Source organism: Sorangium sp. So ce363 (genome assembly GCF_051520435.1).
Classification (GTDB): domain Bacteria; phylum Myxococcota_A; class Polyangia; order Polyangiales; family Polyangiaceae; genus Sorangium; species Sorangium cellulosum_B.
Window position 1 is genome coordinate 2,983,598 of record NZ_CP150333.1, and the last position, 23,903, is coordinate 3,007,500.

General features: G+C 70.4%; 22 protein-coding genes (1 of these 22 cut by a window edge). 15 read left to right on the top strand and 7 right to left on the bottom strand.

What is annotated here, in order from left to right; translation table 11 throughout:
* The first annotated feature begins 277 nt into the window (after positions 1-277).
* The 3 genes from WMF12_RS11625 to WMF12_RS11635 all read left to right on the top strand — a co-directional run bounded on the left by WMF12_RS11625 (position 278) and on the right by WMF12_RS11635 (position 1,930).
* The gene (locus WMF12_RS11625) at positions 278-799 is read left to right on the top strand and encodes a DUF1552 domain-containing protein (protein ID WP_437870765.1); all 522 of its coding nucleotides are present in this window, start codon (positions 278-280) and stop codon (positions 797-799) included.
* A 7-nt stretch (positions 800-806) separates the two neighbouring features.
* Entirely contained in the window at positions 807-1,277 is a 471-nt protein-coding gene (locus tag WMF12_RS11630) for a dihydrofolate reductase family protein (protein WP_437870766.1), read from the top strand.
* Positions 1,278-1,552: 275 nt separating this feature from the next.
* Positions 1,553-1,930, top strand: a complete 378-nt coding sequence (locus WMF12_RS11635; protein WP_437870767.1) for a hypothetical protein — start codon at positions 1,553-1,555, stop codon at positions 1,928-1,930.
* A 118-nt stretch (positions 1,931-2,048) separates the two neighbouring features.
* Here WMF12_RS11635 and WMF12_RS11640 read toward each other — a convergent pair whose 3' ends face one another.
* The gene (locus WMF12_RS11640; RefSeq protein ID WP_437870768.1) at positions 2,049-2,987 is read right to left on the bottom strand and encodes a LysR family transcriptional regulator; all 939 of its coding nucleotides are present in this window, start codon (positions 2,985-2,987) and stop codon (positions 2,049-2,051) included.
* A gap of 91 nt (positions 2,988-3,078) precedes the next feature.
* Here WMF12_RS11640 and WMF12_RS11645 point away from each other — a divergent pair, with 91 nt between their 5' ends.
* The 4 genes from WMF12_RS11645 to WMF12_RS11660 all read left to right on the top strand — a co-directional run bounded on the left by WMF12_RS11645 (position 3,079) and on the right by WMF12_RS11660 (position 7,583).
* The gene (locus WMF12_RS11645) at positions 3,079-4,071 is read left to right on the top strand and encodes a quinone oxidoreductase family protein (RefSeq protein WP_437870769.1); all 993 of its coding nucleotides are present in this window, start codon (positions 3,079-3,081) and stop codon (positions 4,069-4,071) included.
* 125 nt (positions 4,072-4,196) lie between these two features.
* Complete coding sequence (locus tag WMF12_RS11650; RefSeq protein ID WP_437870770.1) at positions 4,197-4,526, top strand: ArsR/SmtB family transcription factor; 330 nt, start codon at positions 4,197-4,199, stop codon at positions 4,524-4,526.
* Complete coding sequence (locus tag WMF12_RS11655; RefSeq protein WP_437870771.1) at positions 4,523-5,014, top strand: SRPBCC family protein; 492 nt, start codon at positions 4,523-4,525, stop codon at positions 5,012-5,014. The genes WMF12_RS11650 and WMF12_RS11655 overlap by 4 nt, the downstream gene beginning before the upstream one ends.
* Before the next feature lie 931 nt (positions 5,015-5,945).
* Positions 5,946-7,583 (top strand): basic secretory protein-like protein, encoded by a 1,638-nt coding sequence (locus tag WMF12_RS11660; RefSeq protein WP_437870772.1) that lies wholly within the window; start codon positions 5,946-5,948, stop codon positions 7,581-7,583.
* A gap of 84 nt (positions 7,584-7,667) precedes the next feature.
* Here the strand turns inward: WMF12_RS11660 and WMF12_RS11665 are convergent, their stop codons facing one another.
* Positions 7,668-8,273: an ATP-dependent Clp protease proteolytic subunit gene (locus WMF12_RS11665; RefSeq protein WP_437870773.1), complete on the bottom strand. Its 606-nt coding sequence runs from the start codon at positions 8,271-8,273 to the stop codon at positions 7,668-7,670.
* 123 nt (positions 8,274-8,396) lie between these two features.
* On the opposite strand from WMF12_RS11665, the gene WMF12_RS11670 reads away from it, so the two are divergent.
* The 3 genes from WMF12_RS11670 (at position 8,397) to WMF12_RS11680 (ending at position 12,089) form a co-directional block, all read left to right on the top strand.
* A complete protein-coding gene (locus WMF12_RS11670) occupies positions 8,397-9,311 on the top strand; it encodes a helix-turn-helix domain-containing protein (protein ID WP_437870774.1) in 915 nt (304 codons plus the stop codon).
* A gap of 466 nt (positions 9,312-9,777) precedes the next feature.
* Entirely contained in the window at positions 9,778-11,331 is a 1,554-nt protein-coding gene (locus WMF12_RS11675) for a M12 family metallopeptidase (RefSeq protein WP_437870775.1), read from the top strand.
* 356 nt (positions 11,332-11,687) lie between these two features.
* Positions 11,688-12,089 carry a YciI family protein gene (locus WMF12_RS11680; RefSeq protein ID WP_437870776.1) on the top strand — a complete coding sequence of 134 codons (402 nt, stop codon included), beginning with the start codon at positions 11,688-11,690 and terminating at the stop codon, positions 12,087-12,089.
* Between the two features lie 282 nt (positions 12,090-12,371).
* On the opposite strand, the gene WMF12_RS11685 is transcribed toward WMF12_RS11680, so the two are convergent.
* Together WMF12_RS11685 and WMF12_RS11690 are read right to left on the bottom strand one after the other, a co-directional pair.
* Entirely contained in the window at positions 12,372-13,235 is an 864-nt protein-coding gene (locus WMF12_RS11685; RefSeq protein ID WP_437870777.1) for an NAD(P)-dependent oxidoreductase, read from the bottom strand.
* Positions 13,232-13,429: a hypothetical protein gene (locus tag WMF12_RS11690; protein WP_437870778.1), complete on the bottom strand. Its 198-nt coding sequence runs from the start codon at positions 13,427-13,429 to the stop codon at positions 13,232-13,234. The genes WMF12_RS11685 and WMF12_RS11690 overlap by 4 nt, the downstream gene beginning before the upstream one ends.
* A gap of 105 nt (positions 13,430-13,534) precedes the next feature.
* Here WMF12_RS11690 and WMF12_RS11695 point away from each other — a divergent pair, with 105 nt between their 5' ends.
* Entirely contained in the window at positions 13,535-14,443 is a 909-nt protein-coding gene (locus WMF12_RS11695) for a LysR family transcriptional regulator (protein WP_437870779.1), read from the top strand.
* 369 nt (positions 14,444-14,812) lie between these two features.
* Entirely contained in the window at positions 14,813-15,970 is a 1,158-nt protein-coding gene (locus WMF12_RS11700) for a glycoside hydrolase family 16 protein (protein WP_437870780.1), read from the top strand.
* Positions 15,971-16,157: 187 nt separating this feature from the next.
* Here the strand turns inward: WMF12_RS11700 and WMF12_RS11705 are convergent, their stop codons facing one another.
* Complete coding sequence (locus tag WMF12_RS11705; protein WP_437870781.1) at positions 16,158-16,613, bottom strand: GNAT family N-acetyltransferase; 456 nt, start codon at positions 16,611-16,613, stop codon at positions 16,158-16,160.
* Between the two features lie 370 nt (positions 16,614-16,983).
* On the opposite strand from WMF12_RS11705, the gene WMF12_RS11710 reads away from it, so the two are divergent.
* The 3 genes from WMF12_RS11710 (at position 16,984) to WMF12_RS11720 (ending at position 21,514) form a co-directional block, all read left to right on the top strand.
* Positions 16,984-18,492, top strand: coding sequence for an FAD-dependent monooxygenase (locus tag WMF12_RS11710; protein ID WP_437873850.1), 1,509 nt, complete (start codon positions 16,984-16,986; stop codon positions 18,490-18,492).
* 639 nt (positions 18,493-19,131) lie between these two features.
* A complete protein-coding gene (locus WMF12_RS11715) occupies positions 19,132-20,415 on the top strand; it encodes a glucuronyl esterase domain-containing protein (RefSeq protein WP_437870782.1) in 1,284 nt (427 codons plus the stop codon).
* 19 nt (positions 20,416-20,434) lie between these two features.
* Positions 20,435-21,514 carry a hypothetical protein gene (locus WMF12_RS11720; RefSeq protein ID WP_437870783.1) on the top strand — a complete coding sequence of 360 codons (1,080 nt, stop codon included), beginning with the start codon at positions 20,435-20,437 and terminating at the stop codon, positions 21,512-21,514.
* A gap of 68 nt (positions 21,515-21,582) precedes the next feature.
* Here WMF12_RS11720 and WMF12_RS11725 read toward each other — a convergent pair whose 3' ends face one another.
* Both WMF12_RS11725 and WMF12_RS11730 read right to left on the bottom strand, forming a co-directional pair.
* A complete protein-coding gene (locus WMF12_RS11725) occupies positions 21,583-22,863 on the bottom strand; it encodes a sigma 54-interacting transcriptional regulator (RefSeq protein WP_437870784.1) in 1,281 nt (426 codons plus the stop codon).
* A 119-nt stretch (positions 22,864-22,982) separates the two neighbouring features.
* Positions 22,983-23,903, bottom strand: the 3' portion of a protein-coding gene (locus WMF12_RS11730; protein ID WP_437870785.1) for a hypothetical protein. It continues 99 nt past the right edge of the window; the window shows 921 of its 1,020 coding nt (coding positions 100-1,020); its start codon lies off the right edge, out of view; the stop codon is at positions 22,983-22,985.

The following is a 23,903-nucleotide window of genomic DNA, read 5'->3' on the forward strand; positions in this document are numbered from 1 at the left end:
GGCGTGCGTGAGCTGGTCGCGGATCACCCCGCAATCGAGCGGCCGCTGAGCCGCCGCTACGGAACGTCCGAGATCACCGTTTCCAGAGCTCGACGGGTATGTGGGATGAGGTGATGGCTTTCGGTCACCACTCTGAGGCGTCCACTCGCTTTTTTTCGATGGCGCATCCTGGAAGAACCACAGGAGTGCAACTTTGTGGTCTGGCGAGCCTCGGGAACTCTAGTGGTCTGTTCCTGTATTTTTACCATTTCCTGATATTAATCGGCTGTTCGCCGGGGTGACGTCGAGCGGCGAGGCGCCCGCGGTCGATCAGGGGGCGGAGCAGGAGCGGACGGAGCGCAAGGCGATCGTCGACCTGCTCAAGAACGATCTCACCAGGATCCGCAGGCGGGTGGGCAAGGAGGACTACCACAAGCTCGACGCGCACCTCGAGGGGCTGCTGGCCATGGAGCGCAGGCTGAACCAGTCGGCGGAGCCTGCCGACCCGGCGCTGAGCTGCACGGTCCCGGAGGCGCCGGTGGAGACCAGCGGCCGCGGCTCGGACTATCCGACCGAGATCAGGAGCATGATGGACATCGCGGTGGCCGCGTTCTCCTGCGACATCACGCGCGTCATGAGCCTCCAGCTCAGCTACGCCTTCAGCCATATCCTGCACTCGTGGCTCGGACACACCAGCGATCACCACACCATGTCCCACGACGGGCGGGATCGACGCCAGGAGCTCCAGCAGATCGACGCCTGGTACTCGGAGCAGATCGCGTACCTGCTGGTGCTGCGATCATCGTGCAATACCCGCTGACGAAGACTTGCATCGTCACGCGGTCGAGAACCTCGCCCAGGCCGATGCCGTCCTCTTTGGCCGGGTGATATACGAACTGATGGAGGCAGCGTGGCGGCGGCCGCCGCCGGAGGCGGCGAGGCCTGATTGGACGGAACCCTTCGCCCGGACGATCAACGCGTCGAAGAAGTACGTCGTATCGAGCACCCTGGATCGGGTCGACTGGAACGCGGAGCTCGTGCGCGGGGATCTGGGGACGGCCGTTCAGCAGCTCAAGCGGGAATCGGGTAAGGGACTGTTCGTGGGAGGCATGAAGCTCCCGCTGGCGCTCGCGGAGCTGGGATTGATCGATGAGTACGAGTTCGTGGTGCATCCCAGGCTGGCGGGCCATGGGCCGACGTTGCTCGCGGGGCTATCGAAGCATGTCGACTTGAAGCTCGTGAGCCGGCTGGAGTTTGCCTCGGGGGCGGTGGCGATGCGGTATGAGCCGAGAAGGTAGCCACCCGGGCCGCTCGAGTTCACCGGCGACATCGATCCAGTTGAACCCGGAAAGACCGAAGTTTCCTGACATCCACAAAAGCGCTTGGACTTCCTGGCCGCCCGGATTGTGCCGGGGCACGCGCCATCGAGCGCCTTCCGTTCCCGCGGGTGGAGCCTCATGACAGGCGAGTAGCCGCGCGATGCGCCCGCGTCGCCGGCGACTGCGAGCACGCGCGCGATGGAGGCAGCATGAAAACGAACCGGACTCGTCTGGGGATCTCTGCGCTCTTTGCCATGGCTTCATTCGGGCTCGCGATCGCGGGCTTCACCGACACGATGGAACGCACGGAGGACGAGAGAGAGGTGGACTGGAGGGCCTGTCAACAGCTGCATGCCCGCGCCTCCGGCCAGGTGGAGCGTGTCCGGGCCGCTTACCGGGCATGCGGTACCGACAACGATTGCGTCATGGTCGATACGAGCACCGACTGCGGCGGCACCTGTGGTGAGGTGGTCAACCGGGCGGGCGTCCAGCAGATGAGGCGCCTCATCGTCCACCTCGACGCGACCGTATGTCGCGAGCATCGGAGGATGGGCTGCCCCTACGGCACGCCTGCGTGCCTCGCATCCAGGCCCGTCTGCGCCGGCGGTGCGTGCACGTTCGCCCCTCTGTAGGCGACGTCGCGCTGCCCGGCGTCACCGCGCCGACGCGGGCCGCCCGGGCGCGCCGAGACGATGTACCCGCGGGCCGTGGAGTGAAGGCTGCCTCATCGTCGATGCGTGGAGGGCCGCGTCAGGCGTCGCGCGACCGCCGGGCGGGCGCGGAGGCCGGCCGCGACGCCTGCTGCTCGGCCGCGGCCTCCGCGAGCTGCTCGCGCAGCCAAGCGTGCGCCGGATCGTCCGTGAGCCTGGGGTGCCAGACGGCCGAGAGCGTGAAGCCCGGGAGAGCGAGCGGCGGCGGCGCGACGACGAGCTTCAGCGCGGGGGCGATGTCCCGCGCGACCTCGCCAGCCAGGACGCCGATGAGATCGGTGCCCGAGAGCAGGTGCGGCGCCATCAGGAAGTGCGGCAGCGTGACGTGGACGTCGCGCTCGAGCTGCTGGGCGGCGAGCGCGCGATCGACCACCCCGACGCGCCCGCCGTGCGGTGAGACGAGCAGGTGCGGCCGCGCGAGGAACGAGCGCAGCGTGCGCGGCGCGGGCGGCTGGCAGACGAGGGCGAAGTCGTCGCGCAGGAGCGGCCGGGACTCGAGCCCGGTCAGCCCGGGCCCCTCCACCGCGAGGCCGACGTGGACCTCGCCCGCGTCGAGCGCCCGGGCGGCGTCGCGCGTCTCGAACGCCAGCACCGCGAGCCTGGCCCTCGGCGCGCGCGCCCGGAGCCGCCGGACGAGCCGCGGCAGCAGCACGTACGCGGCGTAGTCGTTCATGCCCACCCGCAGCTCGTCGCAGAGCGCCGCGGGGTCGAACGCCGGGCGGCGGGCGAGCGCCGCCCGCAGGCGGTCCAGGGCCGGGCGCACGTCGCGCCGGAGCTGCTCCCCGCGGGGCGTCAGGAAGAGCGCGCGGCCGCGCCGGACGAGCAGGCGATCGCCGAGCAGCGCGCGGAGCCGGCCGAGGGCGTTGCTCGTCGCGGGCTGGCTCAGGCCCACGCGCTTGCCGGCGGCGGTCACGCTGCGCTCCTCGAGCAGCGCCTCCAGGACGACGAGAAGATTGAGGTCGAGCGCAGAGAGATTCACGGCGTGAATGCATAGCATCCGGTGCATCCATTGGACCGGCGGACCGCGCGCCCGCACGCTCGGGCCTGTTCAACGCGGAGGGACAGCACGGATGAGAGCTGCATTGTTGGGGCCGGGCCCGGGCGCGGGCGGCGCTGTGATCGGCGAGCGGGAGCTCGGCCCCGTTCCACGCGGGCACGTGCGCGTGCGCGTCGCGTTCGCCGGGGTGAACCACATCGATCTGCTCCTCGCCGACGGGAAGCTCCCGCTCACGCCGAGGCCCGTGGGGCTCGGCCTCGAGCTCGCGGGCACGGTCGAGGCGCTTGGCGAGGGCGCGCGCGGGCCGGCGGTGGGCGCGCGCGTCGTCGCGATGGGCACGCCGCACACCGGCGCGTTCGCTGAGCTCGCCGACGTCGAGGCGCGCCGCGCCGCGATCGTGCCCGACGGTGTGCCGCTCGACCGCGCCGCCGCGTCGATCGTCAACTACGCGACGGCGTGGGTGCTCCTGCGCGAGCGCGCCCGGATCGCCTCCGGCGAGACGGTGCTCGTGCACGGCGGGGCCGGCGGCGTTGGGACCGCCGCGCTGCAGCTCGCGCGGCACCTCGGCGTGCGCGCGGTGGCGCTCGTCGGCGACGCCTCCAAGGTGGATCATGCGACGCGCAACGGCGCCGCCGCTGCGATCGTCCACGGCCGCGAGGACGTCGCGGCGCGGGTGCGCGCGCTGACCGATGGGCGCGGCGTCGACGCGGCGCTCAACGCGACCGGCGGCGCGACGCTCGCGCGCGATCTCGGCTTGCTCGCTCCCTTCGGCCGCCTCGTGTCCTTTGGCTTCCTCGAAGGGCCGCCAGGCGTCGAGCTCGGCGCCGCGCTCGCGGACGGCTTCGGACGCAGCGTATCGCTCGCCATGAGCGACCTGTTCACGGTGGTCGATGAGGCGCCGGAGCGGTTCTCGCGCACGATGGAAGAGGTGCTCTCGCTCGTCGAGGGCGGAGCGCTCGAGCCGGTCGTTCACGCGACATGGCCGCTCGAGCGCGCCGCCGACGCGCTCGATGCGCTGCGGGCGCGCGTTGTTCAGGGGAAGATCCTGCTGCGCTGCGCTGCCTGAGGACGCGGCGACGGAGGCACCGCGCCGGGGCCGAGGCGCAGAGGTGCCGGCTCAGGCCGCGCCCTGGGGTGTGACACGATCAATTAGCGCTTGCTAATTGATGAGTCGTGACTAATGTATGGGGCATGGCCGAAGCCGCCGCGCTCGACGCCGTCATGCGCGCGCTTGCCGATCCCACTCGGCGGGCCGTGTTCGAGCGGATCGTCAGCTCCGACGAGATCACCGTGGTGGAGCTGACGCGGGGCAGCGGCGTGACCCAGGGCGCCATTTCCCAGCACCTGAAGTCCCTGAAGCAGGCCGGCCTGGTCGCCGAGCGCCCGGAGGGGCGCAAGGTCTACTACCGCGCCCAGCCGGAGGGGCTGGCGCCGCTGGTCGACTGGATGAGCCACTACGGCGTCTTTTGGCGCGAGCGGTTCGCCGACCTCAGAACCCTCCTGAAGGAGATTGATCCATGAACAGTGCCGCCATCGTGGCCGACAGCCGAGAGATAGTCGTTGACGAGGTGTTTCCCCACACGCCCGAAAAGGTGTGGAAGACGCTGACCACGCCCGCATTGATGGGCCGCTGGCTGATGACGCCGATCGGCTTCGAGCCGACCAAGGGCGCCCGCTTCACCTACCAGACCACGCCGGCCGGCGAGTGGGATGGCGTCATCCAGTGCGAAGTGCTGGAGGTCACGCCGAACGAGCGCCTGGTCTACACCTGGAAGGGCGGACACGTCGCCAACGCCGACTATGGCTCGCGTCTGGAGACGGTCGTTACCTGGACGCTCACCAAGGTCAGCGGCGGCACCCGGCTGCGCCTCGTGCACTCCGGCTTCCAGACCCCGAAGAACGACTATGCGTTCCGCAACATGAGTGGGGGATGGCCGAAGGTTCTCCAGAAGATCGACGCCATCACCGGCGAGAACGGCGCCGCGCCGGCCGAGGCCTCGAATGGATAGGATCACCGTCAAGGGGTTCCGCTGGGCCCCGCCGTTCGCCGCCTGAGCCTGGCCTCGGTGAGGGCCGCGTCCGAGCGGCCCTGAGGCTCCCGCGCAGGGGCTCGACCGCGCCCCCAGGGGACGCAACGAGACGGGCGCCTTGTCTCGCCGCCACGACGAGTAAGACAAGGGCTGAGCCGGTGGCCGGTCCACGTGAATCCATACGGGCACGCCCTCGAGATCGAGCGTCGCCAAGGCGCCGGCGGCCACAGCGGGGGATATGCAGCGATCCACGAGTACCACGGGCTGGTGAGCCGGACGCTCCCGCCAGGGCTCTCCGCCATGGCGGGAGGGGTCTCGCCCCTGCGAGCTGCTCCTCCACGACGCCTCGCCGCGAGCGCCGGAGTCCAGCCCTCCCCCGATCCCGGATTCCGTACATCTCGTCGAGCGCGGTACTCCATTCCAGGAAGCGGCGTCATGAGGGCGCCGAGTATTGCCGAACGGCGGGGGACTTCTACTCTCTTTATCTGGTGCTCGCATTAAGAAGTGTGAAGCTGGTTTGTCAAGAGCTGTATGAGACGTGGGGATCGGCGCGCGTTCGCGCCGAGATCGTGTGGCTCAACGGGCCTCGCGCCGGTGTCGCCTTGCGCCCCCGACAAGAGGTGCCATATTGCCGCCCTGCCAGGTTGGACAGCGCGCTTCGCGCAGCGCGGCGATCATCTCGTTAGCTCGAGAGGCGTCTCCGGGAGAACACGGGACGGCTGAAGCTCGTCGCGCCCGGTGGGCATGCATCCACGGGACAATCCCAGGGATCTGCGAGCCTCGTCGAGGCGGCGCGGCCCGCGGGGCGTGTCTGGCTGACCTGAGGCAGCCCGGCGCTCTTGGCGTGGCGTGCGACGACGTCGCTCGTCCTGGCCCCGAGCGATCCGAACAGGAAAGGAAGGCAAACGCGATGACGAAGATTCTTCAACACACCGCGGCCCTGGTAGCCATGGCGGCGCTCTCGGCGTGCGCCCTCGGCGAGGAGCTCGGCGACGGCGATATCGAGGCCGCCGAGCAGGCGCTCGTGGATGCGCGGCTCGAGGGCGGCACCTTCTATGCAAGCACCTACGACTCTCCCGCGGGCGAGCGGCTCGACAACGCCTTCGACGAGGATGTCGGGACGAAATGGCTCATCTTCGCGGGCCAGGGCTTCCTCCAGTACGACTCGCCGAACAATGAGGCGTACGTGCTCGGCTCGTACAGCATCTCCTCGGCGAACGATTTCCCGGAGCGCGATCCGCGCGCCTGGCAGCTCCTCGGCTCGAACGACGGCATGACGTGGACGGTGCTCGACACGCGCTCGAACGAGAGCTTCTCGGCGCGTTTCCAGACGAAATCGTACACGGTCGCCGGCGCGCAGGCGTACAGGAAGTTCCGCCTCGAGATCCAGCAGAACCTCGGGGGCTGGGCCCAGATCCAGCTCTCCGAGTTCGCGCTCTTCGGGTCGCCGGGCACGCCGGTCCTGCCGACGCCGCCCGTGATCACCGCGAGCGGGGAGAACGGCCCGCAGGAGACCGCGGCGAGGGCCTTCGACGGCCGCCCCATCAGCAAGTGGCTCACGTTCAGCAGCACCGGCTGGATCCGCTACGAGCTGCCCAACGCGTTCACGATCGACGGGTACGCCATCTCCTCTGCGAACGACTCCCCCGCGCGCGACCCGAGGTCCTGGACGCTCCAGGGCTCCAACGACGGCGTGACCTGGACAACGCTCGACACCCGCGCGGGCCAGAGCTTCACGAACAGGTTCCAGCGAAACCATTATTTCATCAACAACGCCACGGCGTACAAGAAGTACCGGTTCAACTTCACCAGCGACACCTCCGTCCTGCAACTCAGCGAGATCGAGCTCCTCCGGACCGACGATCCGTACCGCGCCGTCCTCCCGCAGACGGTCCAGTATCAGAACCAGTCCACGACCACGGGCGGACAGCGCTTCAACGACGCGATCGGCAGCACCCTCGTGCGGGACGTGCGCGAGATCTCGCGCGAGGTGGTCGAGGGGCTCTATACACAGCCCGGCGCCTTCTGGAAGCGGAGGAACACCCTGAACGTCAGGGTGGTCGACCAGTCGGGGTACGCCTGGGCGGAGTACAGCGGCGATGTGGCCACGGTGTCGTTCAGCGCGTTCTGGATCAATGATGTGTACAACAGCGGCGACGACGTGCGGCGCGTCATCATCGGCACGCTCTACCACGAGCTCGCGCACGTTTATCAGCTCGACGACGTGGGGACCGGCAACGGATACATCATCGAGGGCCTCGCAGACTCGCTGCGCCTGCGCGCCGGGCATCACGACCTCACCGTCCGGACCGCCGGGAACTTCGTGCAGAACGACGGCGAGATGGCGACGTTCCTCCTCTGGATCGAGCAGTTCAAGAAGCCCGGGTTCATCCCGGCCTTCAACAGGAGCCTCGCGCCCTACGACGCGCTCCCGTACGACGAGAGCGTCTTCGTCACGGAGACCGGGCAGACGCGCGCGGCGCTCTGGAACGAGTTCCGCGACCATTACTGGTGGGGCGTGGACTTCCCCGGTCCCGGCAGCCTCTGAGGGATACCTCCCCTGACCGCGCCGCGCGCCCTCACGGCGCGCGGCGCAGCATACCCATCCTCCGCGACCAGCACGTCGGCCCGCTCAGACCTCCAGCGCGCTCTCGACGATGCGATGCACGAGGCCGTACTCCTGGGCCTCGGGCGCCGTCATCCACAGGTTGCGCTCGGTCTCTCGCGCGATCTTCGCGGCCGTCTGCCCCGTCGCCTCCGCGAAGATGCGGTTGAGCCGCTCGCGCGCGGCCATGATCTGGGCCGCCTCGATCTCGATGTCCGACGCGGGGCCGCGCACGCCGCCGAGCGGCTGGTGCAGGAGGAAGCGCGTGTTCGGGAGCGCGAACCGGTTCTCCCGCCGCGCGGCGACGAAGATCAGCGCGCCCGCGCTGGCGACCCAGCCGGTGCCGATCACCTTGACCTCGGGCCGGATGAAGCGAATCACGTCGTGGATCGTGTCCCCCGACTCCACGTGCCCGCCCGGCGAGTGGATCAGGATCCGGATCGGCTTTTCGCCGTCATCGCTCGCGAGGGCGAGGAGCTGCGCGGTGGTCACCTGCGCCAGCTCGCTGGTGATCTCCCCGAAGATCAGGACGGTCCGGCTCCTCAGCAGGCTGCTCTGGACCTTCTCGGACAGCGCGCGCGGGTGCGGCTCTTCGTTCGGCGTGGAATCCGGCGTGGAATCGAGGCGTGTCATGGCCCCGAGCTTCCGGCGGCCCTCGCCCGCGCGCCATGACCGCGAGGCGCGGAGTCATGCTCGCGCGTCTCGATCCGCGAGCGAGCGCTGGACGAGCGGCCTCGGCGCGGGCAACCATGGGGCATGGCGGACGAGTTGGAGCGGCTGCTTCCCCGCGGCGTGGTGGTCTCCCGGCATCACGGCCATCCCGGCGCGCCCTGGCGCGCGGGCGCGGGTGATCCGCCGAGCCTCCACGTCGTCGTGCAGGGCGCCTTTCGCCTCTCGCAGGACGGCGTGTGCGCGCTGGAGCTCGACGCCGGCGACGTCGTGCTCCTCGGGTTCGGCCCGCGCGGCGCGGGGCCCCGCGAGCAGAGCCTCCGCTGCGTCGCGCCGCCGCCCGGGCGCTCTCCCGCCGAGGCGGAGCTGATCTCGGCGACCTACGCCGCCGCGCCCGGCGGGGCGCTCGCCTCGCTCGCGCCCCTGGTCCACCTGCCTGCCGGCGAGGTGCGGCGCGCGCCGGGGCTCTCTGCGGTCGTGGGCCTGCTGCGCGCCGCGCTCGCGGAGGCTTCCCCGGGGCAGGCCCAGCTGGCGCGCTCGCTCCTCGAGCCGCTGCTCGCCTATGCGCTGCACTGCCACGAGCATGCGCGCGAAGGGCGCGCGTCGCGCGCGCTCGACCGGCGCGGCGCGCGCGCCTTCGACCGTCGCGTCGCGCGCGTGCTGCGGCTCATGCAGGAGAAGCCGGCCGAGCGCTGGAGCGTCGAGGCGCTCGCGAAGGCGGCGGGCCTCTCCCGCGCCGCGCTGGCGCGGCGGTTCCTCGCCGAGCTGGGGGTCCCGCCGCTCCGCTACCTCGCCGAGCTCCGCATGCAGCGGGCGGCCGAGCTGCTCGCCGAGGGCGACGGCTCGCTGGCCGCCGTGGCGGCCGAGGTCGGGTACGACTCGGAGTTCGCGTTCAGCCGCGCGTTCAAGCGGCACACGGGCGAGGCGCCGGGCGCGTTCCGCCGGCGCAGCCGCTCCGAGGGGGCCGCGTTCCGCCTGCCGCCGGTCCGCGCGGCGGCGTGAGCGCTCCGCCTGGGCGGAGCGGGATGTAGGGAAGGCTGCCTTACTTACGCCGCTGAACCGTCCCGCCAGGGATCGCTGACCCGGCGTACGAATCCACGCGGCGGCGGAGCGGAGCGCGCTGGCTGCGACCCGCGAGCCGGGGGCCTGCGGCAGCCGCGCATCTGGGGACCGTAAGGGAACCTGCGAGCGCAACCCCGCCGGGGATACCCCCCTTCCGACGGGGCGCCTCGGGCCTGCGGCGGCGCGGCCACCGGGGAGCGAGCGATGAACGAAACGACCCGTGATGTCAGCGGCGGCGGGCGGCGCGCATAAGCCTCTCTCGACGACGGCGAGGCGCTCGCGGCGCGCATAAGCCTCTCTCGACGACGGCGAGGCGCCCGCGGCGCGGAGCGCATCCGAGCGCTCGCTGGTCCGTGCGATTCAATTCGACATTTCATGCCGCCAGCAGAACGAAGGAACACATTCGATGAAACGCAGACTCTCATCGCTCGTCCTACGCCATTCAGCTGCCTCCATCGCCGCGGTCTCCGCCGCCATGGCCGGCTGCGCACCGAGCGAGCCGGGCGACGAAGCGGCCGCGAACGAGGAGCTGATCGCGTCGACCCTCGACGCGCTCCAGCTGGTCGGCACCCCCTGGCCCGGCGGCTGGGTGCCGGTGTGTTATCGCATCGACGATCTGGTATCCAGCGGCGAGCGGCAGCGGCGCTTCGAGTACTTCGCTCGGGCCCGCGGCGCGGTCGACGACTCGTGGCAGCGCGCGGCAGACATCAAGCTCGAAGACTGGGGCCCCTGCGGCTCGAACACGAACGGCTATCTCGTCGTCCACCTCACCGCGGGCGGCGGCAGCTACAGCGGGACGGGCTATCCGGGGCCCAGCGGCGCGCAGCACATGACGCTCGACACGACCGACGGCCGCGTCGAGGTCGTCGCGATGCACGAGTTCGGGCACGCGCTCGGGTTTTCGCACGAGTTCGACCGCGACGACTGGACGGGGCAATGCATGAAATGCACGTCCAATGCCCAGTGTGCGAGCGGAGACGGCAAGGTCTGCCTGCCGAGCGGCTACTGCGGCGTTGCCCACACGGGGGCCAGCAAGGCGACGCCGGTGGCCGACACCGACTCGATCATGGCGGCCACCTACTGCAGCAACCTGGCCGACACGGATCGCACGCTGTCTCCCTGGGACGTCATCGGCGCACAGAACGTCTATGGGCGCAAGCACGGCGGCTCGATCGTGGGGCTCGGAGACCGCTGTCTGAACATCGACGGTGGCACGACCGAGTGGGGCAAGGACATCGTCGCGTGGCAGTGCATGGACGCCCCCAACGACACATGGTCGAAGCTGCCGCACTCGTCCGGCGGGCACCACCTCCGGGCGACCATCGGCGGAGAGATGCTCGCCATGAACGTCGGCGGCGGCGTGGTCTCGCCGACGTCCGGAACGCCGCTCATCTCGTGGGGCCTGATCGATGGCGCGCCCAACGAGCTGTTCTCGTTCGAAGGCATGCGCCTGCGGGCCATGGGCAACATGTGCGTCGTCGCCACCGGCACGACGGCCGGCTCGACGCTCGAGGTGCGCCGCTGCGGCGAGGTGCCGTCGGCGCGCGAGCGCTGGACGGCGACGGCGGCGAGCAGGCTGCAGTTGACGGGCACCGATCTCTGCGTCGACGTGCCGCCCGGCACCCCGCCCCTCGGCACGCGGCCGACGCTGAAGCCGTGCATCAACACCGCATCGTACCAGACGTTGAGCTTCCTCGCCGGCGAGATCAAGGCGACGTTCGCCGTCGATCGCTGCCTCAACGTTTCCGGTGGCATGCCGGTGCCGGGCTCCCCCATCATCTTGTGGGACGGTTGCGGCCGAGGCCTCTACAACGAGTACTTCTACCTGAACGGTCCTATCAAGTCGCTCGGGCAGTGCGTCGATATCTTCGGCGGCGCTTCGTATCCCGGCGCGCAGGTCGGCGTGTACGCGTGCCGGCCGGACGCAGCCAACCAGGAGTGGGACTTCCACTGGCGCTGACGGGCGACGCTCCGCCCGGCGCTCACGGACGAGCCGGATGCCTTCGCAGGCGGGCAGTATCCCATCGATGCGAGGTGGAGTGAGATGGGCCCGCCCGTGGAGCATGAGGATAGCGAGCCCTGCGAGGACGGAAGCGCGGCGGCCGTGGAGCGACACGATGAGCACGGTACGGAGCCTTCGGCGTGGAGGGCTGTTTCCGATGTGGGGGCACGCCTTCCTCTCCCCCACATTGTCTGCCGGTCGCCAAGAAATTCTTCGAGTATCGTCCTCCGCGATGTCGAGAACGCCGCCTGGGCTTCGACTCCTCTGTGAACGCGCGCCCGATGCGGGGCGCGCACGCTGAAAGGGAGCTGACGATGAAATACCTCCTGATGATGCACGTGCCGACCCGAGAGCCCTACAAGTTGATGAGCTGGCCGTCGAAGGACCTGCAGGCGCACCTCGCGTTCCTGAACAGCTTCAACCAGAAGCTCCGCGAGTCGGGCGAGCTCGTGGGGATCGAAGCGCTGACCGCGCCCGACCAGGCCAGGCTCGTGCGCGCCGGCGAGGACGGCAGGCCCATCACCGACGGCGTGTTCCCCGAGGCCAAGGAGTTCCTCGCCGGCTTCTGGGTGGTGGACGTCGGGAGCCCCGAGCGCGCCTACGAGCTCGCCGCGCAGGCGTCCGCCGCGCCCGGGCTCGGCGGCGAGCCGCTCAACATGGCCATCGAGGTGCGGCAGGTGATGAGCGGGAGCGAGCTCCCCAAAGAGCTCCTGTGAGCTCACCCTCGCTCGGCGCGCTGATCGGGCGGCTCCGCCGCTTCAACGCGCGAGGGCGATCACCTGCTCGAGCTCCCAGTGATCGGCGGCGTGAGCTCCGTAGTGCACATCGAGGAGCGCGCCGTCGGCGCCGACGAGGAAGTCGCCCGGTGACCACGCGCGACGCGGCGGCCCTCTCGACCACGCGCCGATGATGCTGGAGCTCGTGCTGTCGCGGGGGCTCCACCTGCAGGTGAGGAGGAGCGATGGACCTTGTCGGACACGGAGAGCTCGGCGCGAGGTTCACTCCTCGTCGTAGAGCTTGGCGACGGCCGTCAGGTTCTCGTCGCGGAGTCCGCCCGCGAGGCCGCGTTCGAACACCTCGCTCGCGCCCCGGCTTACCGGCAGCTCGCCGCCGGCGCGCTCCGCTGCCTCGAGCGCGTATCGCAGGTCCTTGGCGGCGAGCGACACCGGGAACATCGGCTCGAATCGACGAGCCAGCATCCCCGTCGCGGCGCTGCTGGCGGCGGGGCTCAGGACCGGGAGCCCCTCCAGCGCGTGCATCAGCGCCGCCGTATCGAGCCGCGCTCGCGCCGCGAACCCGAGGATCTCGGCGAGCGCCGCGACCTGGACGCCGAACAAGGTGTTCACGATGAGCTTCGCGTACGCTCCCGCGGGCGAGGCGCCGACGTGCTTTACCGCGCCGCCCATGCGACCGAGGATCGGACGGAGCGGCTCCAGCACCGCGGCGTCTCCGCCGACGAGGAAGATCAGGTGACCCCTCTCGGCATGTGGGCGAGAGCCGACGACGGGCGCGTCGATGAACTCGAGCCCAGCGTCCTTCGCGCGCCCGGCGAGCGTCGACACCCAACCTGGACTCAGCGTGCTGCACTCGACGATGACCGCTCCGCTGCGCATCCCGCGCAGAGCGCCGACATCGTCGTCGAGCCACACGGAGCGCGACGCTTCGTCGTCCGTGACCATCGCGAAGACGGCATCGGCGTCTCTGGAGGCATCGGCCGGCGTTCGCGCGGCGAACGCGCCCAGCGACGGCGCCCACGACGGTACTCCCGAACGGCTCCAGACCTTCAGCTCGATGTCGTCGTTCACGAGGCAAGAGGCCATCCGCCCGCCCATCGCACCGAGGCCGAGGAACGCCACCCTCATGCGCTTGCACATAGGGTCCTCCGCCGCTCGCCCCTCTCGCTGGAACCGCAGGTCGTGATTTTCACCTCGTCGCCGACGGCGACGCCACCGGTCTCGAGCGTCGTGCTCCGCGCGAGGCCGGTGACCGTCATGTGCCGGACGCTGAGGTCGACGTAGGTGTGCGTGGGGTCGAGCTCGTCAACAGTGGTCGTCACGGATTGCCTCCTGGTGGGTCGCCATCATCGTCGGGCAGGAATGACTCATTCCAGGAGGGGACGAAATGTCGCATTCATGCTAGGACTTATTCCGAAAGGGGCATGATGGATCGACTTGAAGCGCTGCGGTTGTTCTCGCGACTCGCCGAGCGAGGCAGCTTTTCGGCCGCCGCCCGGGACCTCAAGATCAAGCAGTCGACCGCGAGCAAGTGGGTCGCCGAGCTCGAGGCGCAGTTTGGCGCGAGCCTCGTCGAGCGCACGACGCGATCGGTTCGCGTCACGGAGGCCGGTCAGCGTCTGATGGCCCGCGCACGGGAGCTGCTCGCGGCGTTCGACGAGCTGAGCGGCGAGTTCAACGAGAGCGACCGGGAGCCGCGCGGCCGTGTCCGCGTGAGCATCCCCGTCGTCTTGGGTCGGCTCTTCATCGTCCCTTCGGTCGGCGACTTCCTGAGACGCCACCCCGCGGTGAGCGCAGAGCTCGTGATGACCGACAGGTACGTGAGCCTCGTCGACGAGGGGTTCGACCTGGCGATTCGCGTCGGCGTCCCCGCTGACACCAGCGCCCGCGGGCGGAAGCTCGCCGACAGCGGTCGCGTGCTCGTCGCCGCGCCGTCGTACCTCAGAGCGCGCGGCCGCCCGAACGCCCCGAGCGACCTACGGACCCACGAGTGCCTCGTTCACGGCGAGGCGAACGCGTCGACCGTTTGGCGCTTTGGGAGGGAGCCTGGCAAAGGCGTCCCGGTCCCTGTCCGTGGTCGCTTCGCCGCCAACAACAGCGAGGCAGTGGCGCTCATGGCGCGACAGGGCCTCGGGGTGGCGCTGCTCGCCGACTGGCTCGTGCGCGACGATATCAAGCGCGGCCGACTCGTCCCGCTGCTCGAGGACTTCGTGACGCCGCCGGCTCCCGTCTTTGCGCTGAGCCCACCTGGACGGTTTTCATCGACGACGGTCCGCGCGCTGACCGAGCACCTCGCCGCAGGGCTCGCCGCGCGACTGGAGCGAAAAACGGGTTGAATCAGGGTGGCGCGCAGGGCCTCCATCTTCTTGGCGCTGCTCAAGCTGTCAGCGTCCTTCAGGCTCCCGACCAGCACGAACGCTTCTACTGCTGCCTCGCTGAAGGGTGGCAGCGGCGGAAATGCAGGAGGTGCGCTCCTCCGTGTGGTCGTCACGGGCCGCTTTCACTCCACAGCCTGCGGAGGGCTCGACCCGGGCTCGCGAGGCTCTGGACCATGCGGCACGCCTTCCCGTACTTCGTGGTCGGGTAGGGCTACGCCTTGGAGGCCGTGATCCTCGAGCCGACCTCGCGAACCGGGGGCGGAGCATCATCATGGTCTCCTCGGAGCTGCCCGCGATGGGACGCTCGTCCCGAAAGGAACAGTCTCGATGAAAACGGATCGCGAAGGCCAGGGGATCGCTGCTTCGAACGGGGCGCCCCGCGGCGCGCGCTTCATCCACGCCGCGGGGGCGGCGCTGCTTGCGGTGCATGCGCTGGTGGGTTGCTCGAACGAGCTCGACGTCCCTGCCGGCCATGGCGGCAGCGGCGCTGGCGGAGGGAGCGGCGGTGAGGGCGGCAGCGGCAAGGGCGGCGAGGGCGGCAGCGGCGAGGGCGGCGGCGCTGGCGGAGAGGGCGGCGGCGCTGGCGGCGAGGGCGGCAGCGGCGCTGGCGGCGAGGGCGGCGGCGCTGGCGGCGAGGGCGGCGGCGCTGGCGGAGAGGGCGGCGGCGGCGTCACGGTGTCGGCCGAGTTCTTCGACGACTTCAGCTACAGCGGCATCGCCGACGACGGTCTCAAGAGCCGGTGGTGGGTACGGACGACCGACGGAGCGCCCGGGGTCGCCGGCGCACAATGGCTCTCGTCCAACGTGTCGTTCATCGAAGATCCCGATCTCGCCTCGAACAGGCTGCTGCGGCTCGAAGCGACCTCGCGCGGATCGGGAGCGAGCACCTCGCACGCGGAGATCCAGTCCAACGACGACAGGTTCCGCCTCGGGACCTACTCCGCCAGGGTGAGATTCCGCAACACGCCCCTGACCGGGACCCGGCACCTCGGCGACAAGCTGGTCGAGACGTTCTTCACGATCAGCCCATGGATCAACGACCCCGAGGCCGATCCCAACTACTCGGAGCAGGATTTCGAGTACATGCCCAACGGCGGGTGGGGGCAGGGCGATAACAGCACGCTGTGGCTGACCTCGTGGGAGACGGCCACGCTCGAGAATACGCAGTCGAACCAGGTCGCGGGGGACCAGTCGGGCTGGAAGAGGCTCCTCCTCCAGATCGACGCGTCCGGTATCCATTACTACGTCGACGGCGCGCGGCTCTGCACGCACGACGCCACGTACGTCCCCGAGACGGACCAGCACCTCGACTTCAACCTATGGTTCGACGAGCTCGCCGCTGGACAGACCGGCTCGCGGACGTACGCCGAGGACGTCGACTGGGTTTACTTCGCGAAGGACGTGCTCTTGTCGCAGGCCGAGGTGGACGCGCAGGTGGCCGGTTTCCGGGCGTCCTCGCTCGCCCTCGTGGACACCCTGCCCTAGCACTCCCGCTCAGGGCGAGGGATTGTTTTACTTTTCCTCCTCTGTATTTCCATTCTTCCCGGCAAGGCACAGGCGGACCTGGACGCGGCGGCGGAGGGCGCCCCGTTGGGCCACACCGGAGCCACCCTCGGCGGCGAAACAAACGGGCCGATATCGTGGACGCTCGGCCAGCGCGAGCGGCGGCGCGTCAACGAGACAGGTCGAGCTCGAAGAGCGGGAGCAGCCGGCCAGGGATGCTGGCAGAGCCCTTCTCGCCCACGCGTCGCGCGCCGCAGGCCTCGTAGAACCGCGCGGCGTTCGGATCGCCCTGGATCACGAGGACGCGGTACCCGCGTCGCCGCGCTTCGTCGCGCGCGTGCGAAAGGAGCGCGCGGCCATGACCGCGCCCGATCTCCTCCGGCTCGACGAAGAGGTGGCCGAGCTCCACCCGGGTCGGGCTCAGGGCCTCGAGCGTGTAGAACCCGAGCGCCTCGTCTCCGCGCACCAGGACGAAGGTCGGATGCCGCGCCACGTACGCCGGCGAGATCGAGAGCTCCGCGCGGCACGCCTCCATGAACTCGCGCGTGTAGCCCCAGTGCCCCTTGGAACGAAGGGCGAGCGCGCCGAGGAGCTCAGCCTCCTCGGGGCGAGCGGCCCGGATCACGGGGACCTCGGGCAGGCGAGCCGACCGGGCGCGCCGGGGACGGCGGCGCGCCGGTCTCCGCCGGGCGGTGTCTGCTGGCGCAAGGGCATGGCTCCGGTCCAAAGGCCTGAAAGAACGCATGCACGACGGCGTCGATGGCGCGCTCGTCCTCGCTGCGGGTCATGGCACGCCGGCCTCCATCGAGGGGTCTCAGAGGATCACCAACGAACGTCGGACGAGCGCAAAAATTCGGCGCGCCGCCGTGCGCCGCGAGGCGCGCGTGCAGCGAGGAAACGAGCGAGCCTCCCGCCCATCTCCAGCCCCAGCGTATACCAGACATGGGGGCTTGCCGGAAGCCCCCAGGCATGCCGCACCATGCTGCATTATGAAGATGCCGAAGCACGCCGTGGTGATCGCGGGTGGAGGTCCGACGGGGCTCATGTTGGCGGCCGAGCTAGCGCTGGCGCGGATCGACGTCGCCGTCGTCGAGCGGCGCGAAAACCAGGACCTCGCCGGCTCGCGCGCGGGCGGTCTGCACGCACGCACGATCGAGGTCTTCGATCAACGTGGCGTCGCGGAGCGCTTTCTCTCACAAGGGCAGGTGATGCAGGTCGCGGGCTTCTCGTTCATCCCTCTCGACATCAGCGACTTCCCGGTTCGCCACAACTACGGGCTCGCGCTCCGCCAGAACCGGATCGAGCGCATCCTGGCCGACTGGGTCTCCGAGCTGCCGGTGAAGTTCTATCGCGGGCGTGACGTGACGGGGTTTGCGCAGGACGACACGGGCGTCGACGTCGAGCTGTCTGACGGCGCGACGCTACGAGCGAAGTACCTCGTCGGGTGCGACGGCGGTCGCAGCCTGGTCCGCAAGAAGGCGGGCATCGACTTCGCCGGATGGGACGCGTCGACGAGCTACCTGATCGCGGAGGTGGACATGGTGGACGAGCCCGCGTGGGGCGTCCGCCGCGGCGAAAAGGGCGTCAACGCGCTGGGTAAGCTGGAAGACGGAAAGCGTGTTGGCGTCGTGCTCGTGGAGCCGCACGTCGGCAAAGCCGACAAGCCGACGCTCCAGGACCTGCGCGATGCGCTCGTCGCGGTCTACGGCACCGACTTCGGTGTTCGCAACCCGACCTGGCTATCCCGATTCAGCGACATGGCTCGGCAAGCGGCGTCCTACCGAGACCGGCGTGTCCTCCTGGCGGGCGACGCGGCGCACGTGCACGCGCCGGCAGGTGGACAGGGGCTCAACATCGGCGTCCAGGACGCCGTGAACCTGGGATGGAAGCTCGCCCAGGTGGTGAGCGGCACATCGCCCGACAGCCTGCTCGATACCTATCACGCCGAGCGGCACCCCATCGCTGCCCGCGTGCTGCGCCTGACCATGGCGCAAACCGCGCTCGGTCGCGGCGACGATCGAACCGAGGCCCTGCGCGAGACCGTGACCGAGCTGCTCAAGATCGACGAGCCTCGCAAGCGCTACGCCGCGATGATGTCTGGTCTTGACATTCGCTACGACCTCGGTGAAGGACACCCGCTGCTCGGACGTCGGATGCCCGATCTCGACCTGGTCACCGAGAGCGGACCGCTGCGCGTATTCACGCTGCTGCACGAGGCAAGACCGGTCTTGCTCAACCTCGGCGAGCCGGGTGCCTTCGACATCGCTCCCTGGGCCGCTCGTGTTCGGCTGCTCGAAGCTCGCCCCGCTGGTGTGTGGGAGCTCCCGGTGCTCGGCGCGGTACCTGCGCCGACTGCCGTCTTGATTCGACCCGACGGACACGTCGCGTGGGTCGGAGAAGGGACGGACCACGGCCTTCGCGACGCCCTCACCACCTGGTTCGGACCGCCCACCCAGCGGAGCGCCGCGGCACACCTGCTCTCCCGGCACACTGCCTCCGCGTAGGCGTTCAGCGGGGGAGGACGTGCCGTCGAGGGGCAAACAGGAAATCGGCTTCGGCCTGCTCCTGGCCCTGGCGTGGGCGAAGGGGACGATTACCAGCTGCGGCCGGACGGCTCGAGGCCATCGAAAAGCACGCAAGAGCTCGTTCGGCGGCAGGCCGTCAAAGCAGCGCACCGGCTGCACGCCCGTGCGCATCTCGCAAGAATCGACATTTTGCAAGAGCCGAGAACAGTCCACCTGAGCGGTACGCGCGGCGCACGAACGTTACGAAAAGTAGCACAAAATCAGCTTGAAGACGACCGGCAAAGTGGGGAATAACTTCGGCGGCACTCGCGGGTCGGGCTCTCGTCCGCCATCCCATCGCCCGACCCCAGCGGGATCCTGTTTCACGACCCCTCACGAGGAGCGCTCAACATGCGTCTACGCACTGCACGTCCCACGATCTCTTTGGCTTTGTTCGCAGTGCTGCCTTGGGTGCTCGCCGCCTGCGGCAGCGAAGGCGGATCGGAGGATCCCAGCGGTTCAGGAGGAAGCCCTGCAGCCAGCACGGGGGGCGTCGGCGGCAGCGGCACCGGAGGGACGCCGACGGGCACTGGTGGACCGTCCTCTTCGAGCGGTACCCCGACCGGGACGGGCGGCGACGTGACGACGGGCGAAGCCAGCACCGGTGGCGGGGGCCCGGCCGGAACGGGCGGAGCGCCGGGAACCGGTGGTGCCGGGGGCAACGGCGACGGCGGCAACGCCGTGAGCGCCGAGTGGGGTGAGGTGGAGAACCCTGGAGCCGGGTGCACCGTCGGAGCGATGCCGAGCGTCGCTTCGCTCACGGCGAACTCGAAGCTGCCGGACCCCTTCAAGAAGATGGACGGCAGCCGCATCGCCAGCAAGAGCGAGTGGGCCTGCCGGCGCGAAGAGATCCTCCAGCAAGCCTACAAGTTCATCTACGGCGACAAGCCCGTCCCGGCAAAGGGCGCCGTGTCCGGCACCGTGAGCAACAGCAGGATCACGGTCGAGGTCAAGGATGGCGGCGGCACCGCCTCGTTCAACCTCACCGTGAACATGAACGGGGCGACTGCGCCCGCCCCGGCCATCATCGGCTACGGCGGCCTGAGCGGCATGCCAGTTCCGAGCGGCGTCGCGACGATCACCTTCACCGCGGTCGAGTCGCAAGGCACCAGCGGCGCGAAGAACGGGCCGTTCTACAGCGCGTACGGTTCGGACCATCCCGCGGGTTACCTCACGGCACAGGCCTGGCAGATCAGCCGCGTCCTCGACGTCCTGGAGCAGAACCCCGGCGTCATCGATCCGCGCCGGGTGGGTGTGACGGGTTGCTCACGCTGGGGCAAGGGTGCCTTCGTCGCCGGCGTGCTCGACAACCGCATCGCCTTGACCATCCCGGTGGAGTCGGGTCTCGGGGGCACGATCGGCCTGCGCCTCGTCGAGGTGCTCGATAGCTACAGCGGCTCCGAATGGCCCTATCATGGCATCAGCTACGTCCGCTGGCTTTCGGAGGTGGCGCTCGGTCAGTTCACCACGGGCAACAACGCTGGGGCCGACAACACGAACAAGCTGCCCGTCGACATGCACGAGATGATGGGCCTCATCGCTCCGCGCGGCCTCTACATCGTGGACAACCCGAGCACCATGTACAACGGGCTCGATCGGAACTCGGCGTGGGTCACCGCCAACGTCGGCAAGATGATCTTCGAGGCGCTCGGCGTCGGAGACCACATCGCCTACACGGGCGCAGGTGGGAGCCACTGCAGCTGGCGCTCGCAGTACACTGCATCCCTCAACGCCATGGTCGACAAATTCCTGAAGGGCAACGCCGCCACGGCGACGGGCAATTTCGCTACGGACCTGCCCAACAAGCCCAACCACCTGGACCACATCGACTGGACACCGCCGACGCTCACCGGCGAGCTTTGATCCAGCGCAGAGGTAACGCATGAATCATAGCTCGTTCCTCTCTCTCGGGGTCGCCCTGGCGCTGACGCTGGGCGCTTGCGGCCCTGGCCAAAACGATGACGCCACGGGCGGCACCGGAGGTGGTGGAGCCTCGGGCAGCGCGGTGGGCTCTGGCGGCCAGAGCCCCGCGGGAGGCGCCGGCGGCACGCCGCAAGAGACCAGCAGCGTCTCATCGGGCGGTGCCAGCGGCGGCGCGGGGCCGAGCAGCGGCGCGGGGCCGAGCGGCGGCACCTCCACCGGCGGTGGACCCGGAGCGGCCACCGGCGGAGCGACGGGGGCGGGCGGCGCTCCGGGTGGCGACTGCACGCGCGAGCTCTTGGATGGCCTCCTGGACGACTACTTCGCCGCCCTCGCCGCCGGGGATCCTTCCAGCCTACCCCTGGCAGAAGGCGTGAAGTTCACCGAAAACGGCATGCAGGCCGAGATCGGCACGACGGCCTTCTGGAGGGACGCTGGCGAGGTGAAGCATTCGCAGCGTGCCCTGGATACCGAGGCGTGCAGCGCCGGCGCTCAGGCGGTGATTCCGGAAGGCGGGAGGGATCTTCCCGTCGCCCTCCGCATCAAGGTGGAAGGTTCGGAGATCACGGAGATCGAGACGATCGTCGTCCGCCCGGGCGACTACACGGCATCCTTCGCGGTCGCTTCGGATCCCGCCGCGATCATCGCCATCTCGGACGACATCGGTTGGCACGACGAGGTCCCGGAGGCCGAGCGGGCCACCCGGGAAGAGCTGACGAGCTGGATCGACAAGTACTTCCGCTCGTTCCCCTCCGGCGTCTGCGACGTCACGGGAGCCTGCAAGCGCCTGGAGAACGGGGGCGGCAACTTCTCTTGCCGCACCGGAGCATCCTGCAGCGCCAGCGATCCTGGGTCCGGCGGCACCTTCGTCCCGCGCGTCATCCTGGCCGACGAGGTGCGTGGCATCGCCATCGGTCTCACGATTTTCGACTTCATGACGGACGGGCATCTGGACATGCATATGATCAAGATGTCCGGCGGTCAGGTGCACGCCGTCCACGCCATCCTGCGCGACACGAACGGCGTGTCCGGCTGGGAGTGATGGCGACCTCCCTCGCCGCTCGCGTCGAACCGCCTGGCGGGATTTCCGACGCACCGAACCAGGCTTGATCACTCCCCTTGCTGTGTGCGCTTTCGGAAGCGCAGCAGCTTCCCGCGCGAGACGCCGAGCCGCTCCGCGGCCGACGTCACGTTGCCCCCGGCGGCCGCGAGGGCGGACTCGACGCGCTCCTGCGTGAGCGCGGTCTTCTGGTCGTCCGGCGCCTTCCCGAGCACCTCCTCGACCGGCCACAGCCGCAGCCCGGGCTCGTGATCGAGGCGGCGCACCTCCGCGAGGGCCGCGTCGAGCCCGCGCACGTTGCTCGGCCAGGGATCGAGCAGCAGCCGCTCCATGGCCTCGACCTCGACCGCTTCGGCCGGGAGCGCGACGCCCGCGCGCCGCGCGAGCTCGCAGGCCACGCTGAAGAGGTCCTCGCGCCGCTCGCGGAGCGCCGGCACGTGGATGCGCGCCATCGCGAGCCGCGCGAACAGGTCGCGCCGGAACGCCCCGCGCTCCACCATCTCCTCGAGGTCCCTGTGGGTCGCGGCGACGACCAGCACGTTCACGTGGACCGGCCGCTGCGCCCCGACCGGCAGCACCTCGCGGTTCTCCAGGAGCCGCAGCAGCTTCGCCTGGAGATCGGGATCCAGCTCGCCGATCTCGTCGAGGAACAGCGTCCCGCCGTCGTGGGCCACGACGATCCCGGGCGCGGCGCTGCGCGCGTCCGAGAACGCCCCCGCCACGTGGCCGAACATCTGGGACTCGAACACGCCGCGGGCGACGCCGGCCACGTTCACCGCCGCGAAAGGCGCTGCGCGCCCCAGGGCCGCCGCCGTGGCGCGCGCGACGAGCTCCTTGCCCACGCCCGTCTCCCCTTCGATGAGCACGTTGCCGGGGCGGCTCCGCGGCAGGCCCTCGAGGGGCTGCGCCACGGTGCGCAGGCCGTACGGCCCGACGAGCCCGCCCACGGGCGGCGCCGGATCGAGCGGGCCGAGGAGCTCCTCGCGGAAGACGAACAGGACGCGCCCGAGCCTCAGCACCGCCCCGTCGTCGAGCGGCGTGAGGTCGCGCGGCGCGAGCCTCGACCCGTTCACCCACGTGCCGTTGCGCGACCCGACGTCCGCGACGCGCAGCGCGCCGCCGGCGCGATCGATCCGCAGGTGCTTGCCTGACACCTCCGCGTCGGCGAGGCCGCGTTCGGCGAGCCAGGCGCGGCCGATGACGGTCCCGGAGTCGGGCAGCGCGAACGCCATGGGCCGCGGGAACGCGCACACAAGCGCTGGCCGCCGCCTCCCGGCCTCGGGCCGCACCGGGCTCCGGTGCTCGACGGTGCTCGACACGTCCTTGGCCATTCTCCTCGCAGGGTGCCATGCACCTCCGGAGCGTGGAAGCGCCGCGCTGGGGGGCGACGGTTGTGTCGTTCGCCCGGAGCTCCGCCGAGCTTCCCGCAGAGAAGCGCGGCTTCAGCGCTTCAGAGAGACCGCCCGTCGAACCCGCACATCGGGTCGCCCGGGTTCGTGCACCTGGGCTGCTGGGGCCCCACCCCCACCTGCGGTCGCGGTCCCGACGCCGCAGGTCGGGCGAGCGCCTCCCGCAGGTGGGTGAGCGCGCCCTCGTAAGCGCGGAGCGCGCTCTCGTCGGCGCCGGGCGTCCTCGCGCGCGCCGCGGCGACCTGGGCCGCCGCCGTGGCCTCGGGCCGCCGCCGCTCCGCGGCCCATGCGGCGAGGTCGGCGTGGCGCCGATCGAGCGCCGCGATCCTCTCGAGCGCGTCGAGCCGTGTCTCCAGCGCGTCGAGCGCGTCCCCGAACGCCCGCAGCCGGTTGTGGTCCAGCGCCCGCGGATCGAGGGCGCTCCGCGCCGCCTCCGCGGTCGCGGTTGCCTCCTCGGCGTCGCGGGCGAGGGGCCTGCCGCGCAGCGCCGCGTGGCGCCGGTCGAGGGCCGCGAGCTCGGCCGCCCTCGCGCTCTCGCGTTCGTCTGCCAGCGCCGCCTGTGCATCACGGAGCCGCTGGGCCTCTTGCTCCAGGCCTGCCACGTGCTGCGCGACCCCGTAGGCGGCCGCCGCGCCGCCGCACAGCGCCAGGCCGAGCGCGGCGGCGAGCGCGTGCGTCAGGCTGCGGCGCCGTCCCTCGGCGCGCGCGCGGGCGACGGCCAGCTCGTGCGCGCGCGCCGCGTTATCCGCCTCGAGGCGCGCCTTCGCCTCGGCCTCGATGCGTGCCACCTCGAGCGCCGCCCGCGCCCGCGCTTCCGCGCGCGCCTCCGCCTCGGCCTGCTCCCGCTCGCGCCGCGCCTGCGTCTCTGCCTCGGCCGCGGCCCGAGCCGCATCCGCGGCGCGCCGGCGCGCTTCCTCCTCGCGCTGCTCGCGGGCTTCCTTCTCGCGCGTTCTCGCGCGCTG